Below are 14,411 nucleotides of genomic sequence, written 5' to 3'. Positions count from 1 at the left end.
ATTATGGAAAGTAAACGTCAGCAGAAATTTGCCGGAGTCCTGCAAGAGGAATTAGCAGCTATATTTCAACGTGAAGGAGCAGCATATTTACCAAATACCCTTGTCACCATTACCAAAGTCCGTGTTTCTCCGGATTTGGCGGTAGCAAAGGTTTATTTAAGCTTTTTAAACACCAACAATACCACTTTATCTGTGGCAGAAGTAAATTCTCATGCCAGTGAGATCAGGTATAAACTGGGTGCAAGAATCCGCCATCAGGCGAGGGTGGTACCTACCTTAACCTTCTTCGTGGATGATACCAATGAATATGTAGAACACATGGATAAGCTGTTCGACAAAATTTCAAAGGAACGTAAAGAGACAGACGAAGAAGCAGAATAACCTTTTATACGATGCAGGTAGCAGGACAAACGGAAACACAGTTAAATCTGGAAGGCATCGCAATTGGAAAAGTGGTAGACTTTGATCCTCAGTCGGATCAGCTCTATACCTTTGACCTGACTGCGAATAATACGGCCATCACACCGGAAATCCTGGAAGATACCGCTACATTTAGTGCCTGGGTAACAGATGAGCTTAGTGCTCATCATGCCCGCTATGGAATAGGTGGCTATGATGAACACCGGACAATCTATGCCCGGAGTCATCATTTTGATACTGCCGAAGAGCCCCGTCGCTTACACCTCGGGATCGACATCTGGGGGCCTGCGGGAACCCCGGTGTACAATTTCCACGAGGCGGTAGTCCATAGCTTTAAGTTCAATGACCAGTATGGGGATTATGGCGCAACCATTATCCTGAAATATAACCTCAACGGGCAGGTTTTTCATGCGCTATACGGGCACCTGAGCCTGGATTCCCTGACCGGACTGCAGGAGGGACAAACCATTCCTATGGGCAAGGCTTTTGCCCGTTTTGGCATCCCGGAAGAGAATGGCTTCTGGCCGCCACACCTTCATTTTCAACTGATTTTTAACATGTATGCCTTCAAAGGCGATTATCCGGGAGTCTGTCAATATTCAAAAAAAGCAGCCTTTCTGGGCAATTCCCCGGATCCTGCCCCAATATTAAAACACACTTTTAAATCTGCATTGATTTAAAAATGCGTAAATTAGTGCATGGGCAGAATTCTTTTAGCACTATTTCTTCTGGTTGGATTTACCGTTCAGGCGCAGCCTCAGTTAAAAGGCGGGCTGGAGGCATTTGTTACGGCGAATAAGGTCTATCCTCCGTATTCCCTGCAAAATTGCATTGAAGGGCTCGTAAACATCGGATTTAAGCTCAATAAAAAAGGAGAGGTCTACTATTCTGTAATCCGTAAAGGAATCGGGACTGACCTCGACGATGAAGCTTTGCGGTTAATTCGGCTGAGCAGCGGTAAATGGGAAGTTCCTGCAGGGCACGATTCGACCCTGGTCCTGATTGCACCGATGGTTTTTAACTTGTCTGGTTATGGATGTGACCTCAAGACCAGGGAAGACATTCAGCGCGCCATTGCCAATTATAAATCCAGTGAAGGGATGACCAATGCCGTCCTGAATTTCTATAAAAACAAAGATTCCGTGAAATATAAACCGGAAGAAGAGGCGAGGATCCTGCGCCTGAAAGCTGAACTCGGTTATGATGAGGCGTATCTAAAGGAGCGGATCAATGATGGTCAGCGCAAATTGAAACAAAAAGACCAGCAAGGTGCCTGCGAAGACTTCCTGTTTGTAAAGCACATGGGCTCAAATCTCGCAGATGAGCTGATCGCACAATATTGCCGCTAAACAATTACCGTAATTGCGGCTGGAAGAATACTGGCCTCTACACGGTTCACCTTTCCCATATATTCTCCGTCTACCTGAAAATGAACCTTACGCTTTGTTTTGATCTTTAAATCCCTGGTAGAAAAGGTTTCAATTTTCTCCGGATTAAAAGGAAGATCGGTAAACCTGATTTTTAAAATTTCCATCACCGAATATTCTTTCACCAGGATCACCTCAAAAAGGTCATCTGTCAGGTTTCCATCAGGGTTGATTTTGACTCCCGTGCCATACATCGTAGCATTGGCAATTACAACCATTGCCGCCTGGGTCCGGATGGTTTTATCTTTTATTTTGATCTCTACCTCCATCTTACTGTGGTTCCAAAGGGCTTTCCAGGCCGCTTTGGTATAACCCCACATGCCCCGTTGAGGGAGGTCATCGAACTTCTTTACAATATATGCGTTAAAACCTATGTCGGCGAGGTGGATGCAAAGCTCCCCGTTTACTTTTACAGCGTGGATCTTTTTGGGATGGCCATTTACAACCAGCTCCAGGGCAGCATCAACTTCCAATGGGATGCCGAGCTCTTTGGCCATCCCGTTGGCAGATCCTGCAGGGATAATGCCAATAGCGGTATCTGTCCCTTCCAGGCATTCTGCTACCAGCTTTAAGGTCCCGTCTCCGCCAACGGCCACCACACGGTCGGCCTTTGCTTGTGTAATCACAGACCTTAATTTATCTATGCTGCAGCCTTTTACCAGCTCATAGATCTCAAAGTCTGTTTTTTTTGATTCAAAATAGGTGCGTATTGCTTCGGCAAAATCTATTTCGTTATTTCCAGAGCCCGGGTTTACAATAAATAATAGTTTCGGGCTTGAACTGCGCTTTCCCATGTATAATCTTTAATATCACAAACAACTTTCCCCTTACTCTGTTTTAAAGAACAATGAATAATTCCACCAGTGTTAAGGTATATCATGGTTATGGGCATACGCACAATCTGGTGCTCTACGGCCATGTGTTTGACTTCAAAGCAAAGACAACACAGGTGTACAGCGATAATCTGTTTGTCAACATCGTTCATCTGTTAAAGTTGTTCCGGGTCAGGCCGGCGGCCCATGTGAAAGTCCGCCTGAACTTTAAGGGACAGGTTGTTCATCAAAAAACAGCTTATGATGGCTTCTTTAAATTTGAATGGAAAGCGCTTGAAAATGTGGCTGCAGGATGGCATGGGGTAAGGGTGGAAGCTTTAGGAGAAGATGATGCAGTGCTGGCTGTGGCAGAAGGAAAGGTCTATGTACCTCATATTACCCAATATGCCTTCATCTCAGACATCGACGATACCGTGATGATCTCTTATTCTGCAAAAATCGGAAGAAGGCTCAGAGAGCTCTTTATTAAGAACCCAAGAACAAGGAAAACTTTTATCGATACGAGGAAACATTATGGACTACTCGCCTTATCACATACCGATGCGGAGCAGCCAAACCCTTTCTTCTATGTTTCGAGCAGTGAGTGGAACCTGTACGACTACCTGGTAGAAACCTTTAGGTTTAATGGGCTGCCGGAAGGGGCATTCCTGCTCAACCAGATAAAGAGCTGGACCGGCCTGCTGAAGACGGGTAAAACCGGACATGAAGGAAAACTGCTGCGTGTGAGAAGGATCCTGGATGTCTTTCCCAATCAGAAATTTGTCTTTTTCGGAGATAATTCTCAGAAAGATCCCGGTATCTATGCTACAATTGCGGAAAAATACCCTCAGAATATCGAAGCGGTGTACATCCGTAATATCCGTAAATCAAGGACAGCCTCTACCCTGGAGATCCTGGCTAAAATTGAAGCAAAGGGAATTAAGACTTGTCTGTTTAGCCATAGCAAAGAAGCGATTGCACATTCAAAAAAGATCGGATTGATTGGCTTTTAACTAATGGATTTCCCAAAAGGCGTAAAAGCGAGGTTCATCAGTTTAAAATGCTGCCTGCCAAAAGGGATGCCGATAATGGTAATACAGAAAAGCAGGCCGAGGAAAAAGTGTGTCAATGCAATCCAGAATCCGCCGAAGACAATCCAGATGATGTTCATGATCGTAGAAAGGCATCCGGTATTGGAAGAAGTATCCGTAATTTTTACTCCAAAAGGGGCGAGGCCAACAATTGCAAATTTAAAACACTGCAGCCCAAAAGGAATGCCTATGATCGTTAAGCATAAAATCAGACCTCCGATAATATATTCGAAAAAGATGAATATACCCCCAAAAACGATCCAGATGATGTTGCCTATTAAATTCATATTGTAATTTTAATTAAGATGACCTAAAGAAGGATTAGTTACATTAAAGGTATTGTTTTATTATTGCATATGGTTTTTAGACTAGATGAAAAGGAGATCAGTTTTCCTGATCCGGCATTGGCGGATGAGGATGGATTACTGGCTGTAGGAGGTGATTTGAGCATCAACAGATTACTTTTGGCCTATCATCATGGCATCTTTCCCTGGTTTAGTGAAGACGATCCCATTTGCTGGTATTCTCCTCATGAGCGTTGTGTCATCTATCCTGATCAGGTAAAGATCAGCAAGAGTATGACAAAGGTGTTGAAAGACCAGGTTTTCAAAGTCACCTGGAACCAGGCTTTTCCGGAGGTGATCCGAAATTGTGCGATGGTGGGCAGGAAAGATCAGCCCGGAACCTGGATTACTGCTGAAATGCAGGAAGCCTATATTGCTTTACACGAATATGGTTATGCGCAGAGTGTGGAAGTCTGGAAGGATGGCGAATTGTGCGGCGGACTATATGGCGTTCAGGTTGGCGAAGTCTTTTGCGGGGAAAGCATGTTCAGTCTGGTCAGCAATGCTTCGAAAACAGCATTGATCTGGCTTTGCCAGACCAATGAATTTAAGTTGATCGACTGTCAGCTGCCCAATGATCATTTGATGAGCCTGGGTGCCGTAATGATCAGTCGTGATGAATATTATACCTTACTGACTTCCTAGTTCAGGATTTCCCGGATATCTTCTTTGCTGAGCGATTTAAAGAAGCTTTCTTCTGTTGTAATCAACGAACTGGCCAGTCTTTTCTTGCGGTTCTGTAAAGCAAGGATTTTCTCTTCCACCGTATCTTTTGCGATGAATTTATAAATGAAAACTTTCTTTTCCTGTCCGATTCTATGGGTCCGGTCAATGGCTTGTTGTTCTACCGCAGGGTTCCACCATGGGTCAAGGATAAATACATAGTCGGCCTGGGTCAGGTTCAAACCAACACCACCCGCCTTGATGGAAATCAGGAAGACTTTCAGTTCGGTATTTTCCTGAAACTCTGCCACAATCTCCCCACGGTTTTTTGTCGCCCCGTCTAAGTAAGAAAAAGGAATGGACTCCTGGTCAAAATACTGTTTAAAGATGTTCAGGTGTTTCACAAACTGAGAGAATATGAGCACCTTATGGCCACCTTTTAACACATTGTCCAGGGTGTGGATCACGTTTTCAAACTTTCCGGAATCAGAAGTATAGTCCTCATCAATCATGACCGGATGGTTGGCCAGCTGCCGTAATGCGGTTAATCCCTGTAAAAGCTGGACTTGCTTTTTTGCATAAGTACCGTCATCCATACTGCTCAGCAGGTCATTCCGGTAAGCGGACTTTGTTTTTTCATAATAAGCCGCCTGGTCTTCACTCATGTCACAATAGAAGATTTGTTCTGTTTTTGCAGGAAGTTCCGAAGCCACCTGCTCCTTGGTTCTCCGCAATACAAAAGGCTTTATGATGGCTTGCAGCTTTCGCGCCTTCTCTTCATCTTTCCGTTTCTCTATGGCTTGTACATATTCTTCATTGAAGAAGGCTTGTGTACCCAGCAGGCCCGGATTTAAAAAGGTGAGCTGTGTCCACAGGTCACTTACCGAGTTTTCTACCGGCGTACCGCTCAGTACGAGTTTATGTCTGGACTTAAGGGCCCTTACTGCCTTAAATGATTTGGACGAAGGGTTCTTAATGTTCTGACTTTCATCCAGAATGATGTAATTGAAATAGTATTCTTTAAGCAGGTCAATATCTACCCTGGTAATGCCATAAGTAGTAATGATGATGTCGTATTTCGCAAACTGACTGATGTCCTTATTCCTGGAGCTTCCGGTATGTGCGTGAATCTTCAGTTTCGGGGTGAATTTCTTTGCCTCATTTAGCCAGTTATAGATTAAGGAGGTCGGCATTACGATCAGGGAAGTGCTTTTTGTGGAATTCTGCTCATCTTCTTCCTTGATTTTCTGAAGCATGGCCAGGGTCTGAATGGTTTTACCCAAACCCATGTCGTCTGCCAGGCATCCGCCAAAGTTGTACTCTCTGAGGAAACTGAACCAATTGTAACCCGCTTTCTGATAACTGCGGAGGTCTCCTTTAAAATGTACCGGCATTTGGGTGTCGGCAATGTTTTCAAAATCATTGAGCCTTTCGAGCTTACGACTTAAAGTGACATTGGCAATGCCATCTTCTGCCAGCTCATTGATCAGTCCGATATGGTGTTTCTTAAGCTTTAAAGCTTTACCACCGTCGGAGAGGCTGAATAAACTGCCGTATTGGGTAAACCATTTTTCCGGAATGATGGCAATAGCTCCATCCGGCAAAGTGAATTCCCTTTTTTTGTGGAGGATATGTTGTTTTAAAGCGATAAAAGGAATGGGGTATGTCCCAAAATAAACAATGGCATTGATGTCAAACCAGTCGTTATCTTCTTTGATCTCAAAATCTATCTTATTGCTGGCGAAAAGGAATTTCTTAGTACCCTGATGCTGCTCAATCTCAAACCCATTTTCTTTTAACTGCTCAATATGCTCATTCACCCAATTGATGATGGCATAAGATTGATCTTCATCCCGGTTTGGCGGAACTTCCAGGTTATGGAATATCGGACTAACTTTCTTTAAGCCAAGGCTCGTTAATACGTTAAACTTTTGTTTCTCCCATGCCGCATCTCTTTTGATTCTGGTGAAGATGTAATTGTCATCTTCCTTTTCTAAATGAACGGTTATTTTCTTCTCATTCCCCATGGCAAAGGCATGGGTATCGTATTTGAAATACAACTGAAGTTGTGAAACACCTGAATCCACATAAATCACCTTAATTACCGGGCTGGGTTCATGTTTTTCTGTCTTAATCTCAAAACCTTCTGCGTAGACATGGTATTTTTCGATTAGGGGGGCTACAAATTTTTCGAAATAAGCCCCTTCAGTTGCTTTTGGAATGGTGATGTATCGCTTATTGAGGAAAGGCATTAACTTTTTGCCTTCGATGTCCTGTTCAAAGAAATAGAGCATGTCATTTAGCAGGAGCCATGCCGGTTGGTTGCTCACCACCTGTGCTTCCTTAAACATGAAGTCTATTCTCATTCCCTGGTATTTTATCGTTGGAAAGTACCGGGTTTCGATGGCATTTCGCCTGAAATGAAATAAAACAGTCGCGGCTTCTGCGGCAATTTCAATTTTGCGCTCCGCAGGCCAGCCGTCGCTGTCCATGAGGTACAGTTCACCATCAACTTTGATTAGCTCTAATACTTCGGAAAGTTTCTTCTCAATTTTCGGACGTACACTTTCGTAAAACTTCTCATTGAAAAATTTACTAAAGAACTCTACAGGGCGGATTGGTTTTTTATGGTATTTCTTAATGATGAAGTCCTGTTCGGTTTCATCGAGGATCTTAATAAGCTTCAGGTCTTTCTCGGTCAGATGTCTGGCGAATTCAGTTGCAGTATGCGAAAATATCCGCTGGTAGGTCAGTGAAAAATCACCCTGTGGGTTCAATTGAACGATATGGGGTTCTATCAAATAGCCGAAAAACTCATGCTTACATAAAGAGTATACAATTTTGCAGGGTTTAGAACTATCTACTCGTAACATTAGCTAAAGGTTAAAACAAAGGGAGGGTAAGCATTTAAAAATCTTTAAACATACAGCAAATTGATCTTCTTTCAAATAAAATCGCAGAATTAACCGATTTTTTTTCTGCCTGTTCGTCGAAAAAAAACACCGTTTGGTCGGGTATTCAAACATTATGGTCTAAAACGCTGAAAATGAGTGAAACGTTTCTGAAATGGATACGTCTTATCTACAAAACCTTAAGAAATCATTTAAAAACAAAATATTATGAAAACCTCCTTCAAATCACTACTCGCACTAACATTAACAGCCTTGGTTTTATCTACTTCTGCATTTACCAGCCTTGCGGTTGCAGCAGAGAAAAACCCTTCAGGAATCCTGGCCCCGCTGACTGCATTTAACAAAATTGTAGTTACAGGAAATGTAAAACTGACCCTGGTTCAGAAATCAAAACAAGACATTGCTGTAGACAGCGAATTTGATCAAAGCAAGACTTCCTTTAAACAAAAAGGGTATACCTTGTTTATCAACTCTACCGCTTCAGAAACATTATATGTAACCGTTGCTGTAACTGACTTGCAAAGAATCGATGCTTCTCAGGGAGCCAGAGTATCAACAGTAGGAAATTTTAACCTGGAAGTATTGCAGGTGTTCTTACAGGACAATGCAACAGCAAGTGTAAAAGGGACCATCAACAGCTTGTATACCGTAACCAAAGACAATTCAGATTTGAAACTGGCCGGTACTGCAAATCAACATATCATTGTTAAAAATAGAAACTCAATCCTGGACACAGAGAAATTTGCTGCTCTGAAAACAGAAATGACCTCTTTGGAGGGCGGAATTGCTGCAAACACGAAAATGGCATTGGTGAAATAGAAAAGAAGAATTGCAGTTCTGTAAAAAGCGGCGGGGTTAATCCTGCCGCTTTTTTTTGGATGGTATTATTCTAAAAGCTTAGTGATCGTTTTCTCAAACTCCTGCTTATATTCCGTGTGGTATGTTCCTGTTCCGGGTCCATAAAAGGAGGTGTTGATCTTGCTGACCCGGCCCTTTTTATCTAAGAAAATGGTGGTAGGAAAAACTTTAATCTGTGTCAGCTGGGGCAATGTCTTTTCTGTTCGCTGCGGATCGCCCACGGTTACTCCGGTAATCAGCATCGGATATTCTACTTTAAATTGCTCCTGGAACTTCTTCAGGCTTTTTCTCGAGCGGGCCTCATCTGTACTCAGTTCGTAAGCCAGTGCGATGATCTCGATGCCCCTGTTTTTATTTTTACGGTAGTAGGCACTTAGAAAGGCCATTTCGTCCATACAGTTGGGGCACCATGAGCCCATCAGCTGCAGAATAACGACCTTATCTTTAAACCTTGCGTCTTTCAGGGATACCGTATTTCCTTCCAGATCTTTAAAACTGAAATCCAACAGTCCGCTGGCACCCTCTTTCAGGGTCGTAACCGGAGGATCTAAGGTCACATTTGCATCTTTCACTGCTACAAAAGGTTCAGGCAAGGATGCGCTGCTGTAATAATTGCCTTTAAGCGCTCCGGGAGTAATTTTGGCAGCGAAGAAAAGCGCATGCACACCATCAAATGTAGAAAGGAACATTGAATCCGCTGCAAGGGTTCCGACAAGGTAGCGGTAATCTCCGGCAGGAGTCAGCACAGAACCTTTGATCAGTTGGCCTTGCTGCCTGAACTCTCCGATGGCGGGTCTTTTTGTCTGGTCGGCCCTAGTAAATTCCATTTTCCATTTCCCCGCGATCTGCTGCAGGTTTCCGGGAGCTTTTTTAGGGAAACGGCTCTTTCCGCTTACTGCATAAAAAGGCATCACGAGATCTTTGGCTGATCCGCCTTTAATCCAGACCCCATTTATACTGTCTTTGCTGATTATTTTTACCCTGAAATAAGATTCAAACACCGGCATTTTAATCAAAATAGAATCTTTAGACATGACAATGTCTTCGGTTTTCATGCGCTCGGTGTCATTGATGATATAGAAAACAGGTTTCCTGCCTTGTTTTTCGATTTCCAGTTCAAAGGGAATGTGATGTCCATCCTGCCGTTGTAAAGTTCCCTTCCATTTCCCGGGCTGCAGGTTAAGCTGAGCATTGCAGAAGAGAGAAAAGGCCATAAATAAACCAAAAAATCCGTATTTCTTTACCATGTCTGTTTTTATTGATCAAGGTAAAGTTAACAGAATCAGCGCTTTTCTTTGAACTACAAATGTCATTTTTGAGGCCTGAAATCCAGGAATCCGCTGACAACCTCTTTCGGAGTAGTAACCCGAAGATCTAAGGTAAGCCCTTATGATGGGGCAGCTTTCGCTAGGGCAAGCTTCCAACTGCTGCTATTTTGCTTCTTTTTTGAAGGTAGGTTGCCAGGGCCCTGTAGGGTCTCGAGCCCCGTCAAGCCCGATTATTGTCTGTTGAAATTAAAGATCAGTCCAGAAGTAATTGGAACTAAGATCTACGCTTGATATTGACTTTAATAAAACTTATTGCTTATATTGGTGTTGTTGATATTTGAAATATTAACTTTTGTTATTTATCGATTAATCTATTCAATATAGCAAAAGCACCAAATGGTCCTTTAGGGGCCTTAAACGGAAAATTACACAACCTGGTTTTTTATATGCTGAACGGACAGCCTGTTGTTCGTACCATCGGCGATCCGGGGAAACCCAGCTGATCATTCCTCAAAATATAACTCCTTATTGTCATATTTGATTTTTGCCGGTTGAATTTCAACTCAGCAGCAGGATGCTCGTGTCAGGAAAATCTTCATTGGTTGAGTCTGGCGCGCCCATGCCTTAAAGCAGCGGCTGCCGGTAACAATAAATTGTGAATTTGTTAATAAAAATTGTACACTGATAAATCTAATTTTTGCGTAAATTGGTATAGGTAAAAATTTAAATCCCATTTGATAAAAAAGTCCTGTGAGCGGGCGATCCGTGTAGGGCAGGCACACCATAAGTTTGCTTATAAACAAAAAGTCCTGGCTTAGCCAGGACTTTTTGTTTTGACTATATTTTGTCGTTTACAGATCAAACTTAATTCCCTGCGCTAAAGGTAGGGTGTTTGCGTAATTAATGGTATTGGTTTGTCTGCGCATATAACCTTTCCAGGCATCAGAACCACTTTCTCTGCCACCACCGGTTTCTTTCTCGCCACCAAAGGCACCACCAATTTCGGCACCTGAAGTTCCGATATTAACATTGGCAATTCCGCAATCAGATCCTGCTGCTGATAAGAACTGTTCTGCTTCTCTCAGGTTCAGTGTCATGATGGCTGAGGAGAGCCCCTGAGGAACGCCGTTTTGCAAAGCAATCGCTTCGTCAAGCGTTTTATACTTGATCAGGTATAAAATCGGAGCGAAGGTTTCCTCCTGTACAATGTCAAAGTGATTTTCTACTTCGGCAACACAAGGTTTCACATAACAGCCTGAACTGTATTGATCGCCGCTAAGTACGCCACCTTCTACCACAAACCGGGCACCTTCTTTTTTACCTTTTTCGATGGCATCAGTATACATATCTGCTGCATAAACGTCAATTAGCGGGCCTACATGATTGTGCTGATCCAAAGGATCACCGATCCTTAACTGGCCATATGCTTTTACCAGTTTATTTTTAAAATCTTCGTAAATATCTTCATGGATGATCAGACGACGGGTAGAAGTACAACGTTGTCCGGCTGTTCCTACTGCGCCAAATACCGCTCCGATAATAGACATGTCTAAATCTGCATCTTTGGAGATAATGATGGCGTTGTTTCCACCCAGTTCCAGAATGCTTCTTCCGAACCTGCCGGCAACTGCTGTAGATACCATACGGCCAATTCTGGTGGATCCGGTGAAGGAAACCAAAGGAATCCGTTTGTCGTTATTCATCATATCGCCAACCGCATTTCCAATCAATAAACTGCTGATTCCTTCAGGCAGGTCATTGGCCTTTAATACTTTTGCAATGATATGCTGACAGGCAACTGCACAGAGCGGTGTTTTTGAAGATGGTTTCCAAACACACACGTTTCCGCATACCCATGCCAAAGCTGTATTCCATGCCCAAACAGCCACAGGGAAGTTGAATGCAGAGATGATGCCCACAATACCCATTGGGTGCCATTGCTCATACATGCGGTGGTTTGGTCTTTCAGAATGCATCGTTAAACCGTAAAGCTGACGGGAAAGTCCTACTGCGAAATCGCAGATGTCGATCATTTCCTGTACTTCACCGAAGCCTTCCTGTAAACTTTTACCCATTTCATAAGATACCAGGGTCCCCAGGTCTTCCTTGCTTTCTCTTAAAGCATCGCCAAACTGACGCACAATATCGCCACGCTTTGGTGCCGGTAAGCCGCGCCAGAAAACAAATGCCTCTTCCGCTTTTTTCATTACGGTTTCATAGTCATCTGCAGTAGCGACCTGTACACTGGCGATCTTTTTTCCGTCAACCGGAGAATAGCTGTCTATAGTTTTTGCATTTGATGAAGCAGCCCAGTGATTACCTGTGCTGTACGCAGGATTTAATTCCTGAATCCCTAAGTTTTTTAGAACGGAACTGATGTTTGTTTTCATTAATATTTGGTTTTTTAATGATAATAAAGCCAGCAAGAGCTGTCATGTAATATTACAAATCAACAAAAAAATAATGGAAGGAATGTCACCTTAAGCTCCGCAATTTTCTTTTCTGCGGGTATCTATAATGTAAATCACTTTCCAGCCAGTTGGGCCCTTGAAAAGCTGGAAGGAATTTACGCCGCAGTGGCTAAACTGATCATCTATATAAAACTTATAGTCCGTCCATACGCTGGCAAGAGGGCCATCAATCAGGATTTTGGTAAATACAATGCGCTCATCAAAGCGTTCTTTATGTGGACTTCCGATAAATTTAAGGAAATCATTAAGACTGCTGGTCTTTACCCTCGGGGCTTCATTTTTAGGCGTTGCAATGGTTTGCATGATACATTGATCGGAAAACGAAGCATGTGTAAGGCTGCTGTCTCCCTTTTTCATTCCTTCAAAGAGTTGATTTATGCTTTGTTTAATAAGTGCTTCTTCAACCTTGTTTTCCTGCGCAGCGGCACTGAAAAAGGCGATCAATAGGAAGAAAGTCAGATGGCTATATTTTTTCATGACTTGAATTTTACCGGTTTTCAATTAAAGTTATGTTATTTTGCATTATAATTCAGATCATTATCTCTATGCAAAAAAATAAGTCAGCTAATTTCTCCCGACGCTTTTGCTAAAATTAATACTATCAGTCATTTAGGGGCGCGGGTGTGTGTATGTTGAAAATTATTTCGTTTATGCTATTCATAAATGTTGTAAACTTATATTGTGTTTTAAAAATATGGGATCTGTTCTTTAATTATTCGCGACATGGAAGAGGAGTTTTTATTTGATTTTAGTGATGATGCGCAACGTTCGGTAGAACGTTACGAGGAGATGATACGTAACGAGGATCAGTACTTTTTTGATGCCCAGGCTTTTGAAAATATTATTGATTATTACATTGAGAAGAGTGATCCTGTCAAGGCGCTTCAGGTAATTGAGTACGCCCTAAACCAACACCCTTATGCGGCAGTCTTTCTGGTAAAACAGGCACAGTTGTTCTTTGTGACCGACCAGACAGAAAGGGCATTTCTTGCTTTGCAAAAGGCCGAAATGCTGGAAGCCTCAGAAGCAGAGATCTATATTTTACGCGGAAATATTTATAACAGCCTGGAACGTTATTCGGAAGCCCTGGATAATTTTCAGATTGCTTTGGGTTTCGCGGAAACGACAGATGAGATTCTGTTACAGATTGCCTATGTATACCAGAATATGCTGGATTATGAACAGGCCATTGTTTACATCAAGCAAAGTCTGGAACAGAATATGGAAAACAAAGACGGCTTATATGAGCTGGCATTTTGTTATGATATCTTAGACAAACAGGAGGAAAGTATTCAGTTTTATCAGGAATACATTGACAACGACCCTTATTCTTATGCCGCATGGTATAACCTGGCTAATTCTTACCATAAGCTCGATCTCTTTGAAAAAGCGATTGATGCCTACGATTATGCCATTCTGATTAAGGACAACTTTGCTTCCGCTTATTACAATAAAGGAAATGCATTGGTTCAGCTGGACCGTTATGCGGAAGCCATCGAGGTCTATAAACAGACTTTTGAGTATGAACCACCTAATGCCGATACCTATTGCGCAATAGGGGAGTGCTATGAAAAGCTGGAACATATGGACGAAGCCCGTGCTTATTATAAGAAGTCGGTGAAGATGGACCATAAGATGGCAGATGCCTGGTTTGGGATCGGTGTGACCCTGAATTTTGAAGAACGCTATTTTGAATCGCTTCATTTCTACCGTAAAGCTTTAGAACTGGACGGGGAAAATCCCGATTTCTGGTTCGCTATGGCGGATGCTTATTATAAACTCGGACAGATAGAACAATCTATTGAAGCTTATTATAAAGTGCTGGAATTTAATCCGGTAGATATAGAAGCCTGGCTGGATTTTTCTACCGTATTGTATGAACAGGGAAGGTTACTGGAAGCTTCAGAGACCATTTTAGATGGAATCAAGAACAATCCGGATGCAGCAGAGCTGTATTACCGGATGGTTGCTTACCTGTTTGCTTTGGGAGAAAAAAACGATGCGCTTGCCTATCTGGAGACCGCTTTGGTGACCGATCCGGATAAGCATTACATTTTATTTGAATATTTGCCACAATTGCAGGACAACGGCTCAATAATAGAAGTAATTAACCGTTATGTTAAATAATTGTACCATTTTTTATTA

The 14,411-nt window shown here is 42.6% G+C and carries 13 protein-coding genes; 7 read left to right on the top strand and 6 right to left on the bottom strand.

What is annotated here, in order from left to right:
• Positions 1–3: 3 nt before the first annotated feature.
• The 3 genes from rbfA to DBR43_RS24735 are packed head-to-tail and all read left to right on the top strand — an operon-like array spanning position 4 to position 1,769.
• Positions 4–381, top strand: a complete 378-nt coding sequence (gene rbfA / locus DBR43_RS24745) for a 30S ribosome-binding factor RbfA (RefSeq protein ID WP_199757127.1) — start codon at positions 4–6, stop codon at positions 379–381.
• An 11-nt stretch (positions 382–392) separates the two neighbouring features.
• Positions 393–1,100 (top strand): peptidoglycan DD-metalloendopeptidase family protein, encoded by a 708-nt coding sequence (locus tag DBR43_RS24740; RefSeq protein WP_124585851.1) that lies wholly within the window; start codon positions 393–395, stop codon positions 1,098–1,100.
• Positions 1,101–1,118: 18 nt separating this feature from the next.
• Complete coding sequence (locus DBR43_RS24735) at positions 1,119–1,769, top strand: energy transducer TonB (protein ID WP_124585849.1); 651 nt, start codon at positions 1,119–1,121, stop codon at positions 1,767–1,769.
• On the opposite strand, the gene DBR43_RS24730 is transcribed toward DBR43_RS24735, so the two are convergent.
• Positions 1,766–2,641, bottom strand: a complete 876-nt coding sequence (locus DBR43_RS24730) for a diacylglycerol/lipid kinase family protein (RefSeq protein ID WP_124585847.1) — start codon at positions 2,639–2,641, stop codon at positions 1,766–1,768. The genes DBR43_RS24735 and DBR43_RS24730 overlap by 4 nt on opposite strands.
• Positions 2,642–2,694: 53 nt before the next feature.
• Here DBR43_RS24730 and DBR43_RS24725 point away from each other — a divergent pair, with 53 nt between their 5' ends.
• Positions 2,695–3,672 carry an App1 family protein gene (locus tag DBR43_RS24725; protein WP_124585845.1) on the top strand — a complete coding sequence of 326 codons (978 nt, stop codon included), beginning with the start codon at positions 2,695–2,697 and terminating at the stop codon, positions 3,670–3,672.
• On the opposite strand, the gene DBR43_RS24720 is transcribed toward DBR43_RS24725, so the two are convergent.
• A complete protein-coding gene (locus DBR43_RS24720) occupies positions 3,669–4,037 on the bottom strand; it encodes a YccF domain-containing protein (RefSeq protein WP_074611260.1) in 369 nt (122 codons plus the stop codon). The two genes, DBR43_RS24725 and DBR43_RS24720, sit on opposite strands and share 4 nt — an antisense overlap.
• Before the next feature lie 69 nt (positions 4,038–4,106).
• On the opposite strand from DBR43_RS24720, the gene aat reads away from it, so the two are divergent.
• Positions 4,107–4,739 carry a leucyl/phenylalanyl-tRNA--protein transferase gene (aat, locus tag DBR43_RS24715; RefSeq protein WP_124585843.1) on the top strand — a complete coding sequence of 211 codons (633 nt, stop codon included), beginning with the start codon at positions 4,107–4,109 and terminating at the stop codon, positions 4,737–4,739.
• On the opposite strand, the gene DBR43_RS24710 is transcribed toward aat, so the two are convergent.
• On the bottom strand, positions 4,736–7,630 hold the full coding sequence (locus DBR43_RS24710; protein ID WP_124585841.1) for a DEAD/DEAH box helicase: 2,895 nt from the start codon (positions 7,628–7,630) through the stop codon (positions 4,736–4,738). The two genes, aat and DBR43_RS24710, sit on opposite strands and share 4 nt — an antisense overlap.
• 246 nt (positions 7,631–7,876) lie before the next feature.
• On the opposite strand from DBR43_RS24710, the gene DBR43_RS24705 reads away from it, so the two are divergent.
• On the top strand, positions 7,877–8,488 hold the full coding sequence (locus tag DBR43_RS24705) for a GIN domain-containing protein (protein ID WP_124585839.1): 612 nt from the start codon (positions 7,877–7,879) through the stop codon (positions 8,486–8,488).
• A 65-nt stretch (positions 8,489–8,553) separates the two neighbouring features.
• Here the strand turns inward: DBR43_RS24705 and DBR43_RS24700 are convergent, their stop codons facing one another.
• The 3 genes from DBR43_RS24700 to DBR43_RS24690 form a co-directional block, all read right to left on the bottom strand.
• Entirely contained in the window at positions 8,554–9,774 is a 1,221-nt protein-coding gene (locus DBR43_RS24700) for a peroxiredoxin family protein (RefSeq protein WP_199757126.1), read from the bottom strand.
• An 872-nt stretch (positions 9,775–10,646) separates the two neighbouring features.
• Positions 10,647–12,185, bottom strand: a complete 1,539-nt coding sequence (locus tag DBR43_RS24695; RefSeq protein WP_074613040.1) for an aldehyde dehydrogenase family protein — start codon at positions 12,183–12,185, stop codon at positions 10,647–10,649.
• Positions 12,186–12,275: 90 nt separating this feature from the next.
• On the bottom strand, positions 12,276–12,743 hold the full coding sequence (locus DBR43_RS24690; protein ID WP_124585837.1) for a hypothetical protein: 468 nt from the start codon (positions 12,741–12,743) through the stop codon (positions 12,276–12,278).
• A 246-nt stretch (positions 12,744–12,989) separates the two neighbouring features.
• Between DBR43_RS24690 and DBR43_RS24685 the strand changes: the two genes are divergently transcribed.
• Positions 12,990–14,393 carry a tetratricopeptide repeat protein gene (locus DBR43_RS24685; RefSeq protein WP_124585835.1) on the top strand — a complete coding sequence of 468 codons (1,404 nt, stop codon included), beginning with the start codon at positions 12,990–12,992 and terminating at the stop codon, positions 14,391–14,393.
• The last annotated feature ends 18 nt before the right edge of the window (positions 14,394–14,411 follow it).

This window comes from Pedobacter sp. KBW06 (assembly GCF_003852525.1).
In the GTDB taxonomy this organism is placed as follows: domain Bacteria; phylum Bacteroidota; class Bacteroidia; order Sphingobacteriales; family Sphingobacteriaceae; genus Pedobacter.
The sequence above is the reverse complement of the archived record's forward strand: the minus strand, read 5'-3'. Positions and strand labels throughout refer to the sequence as shown.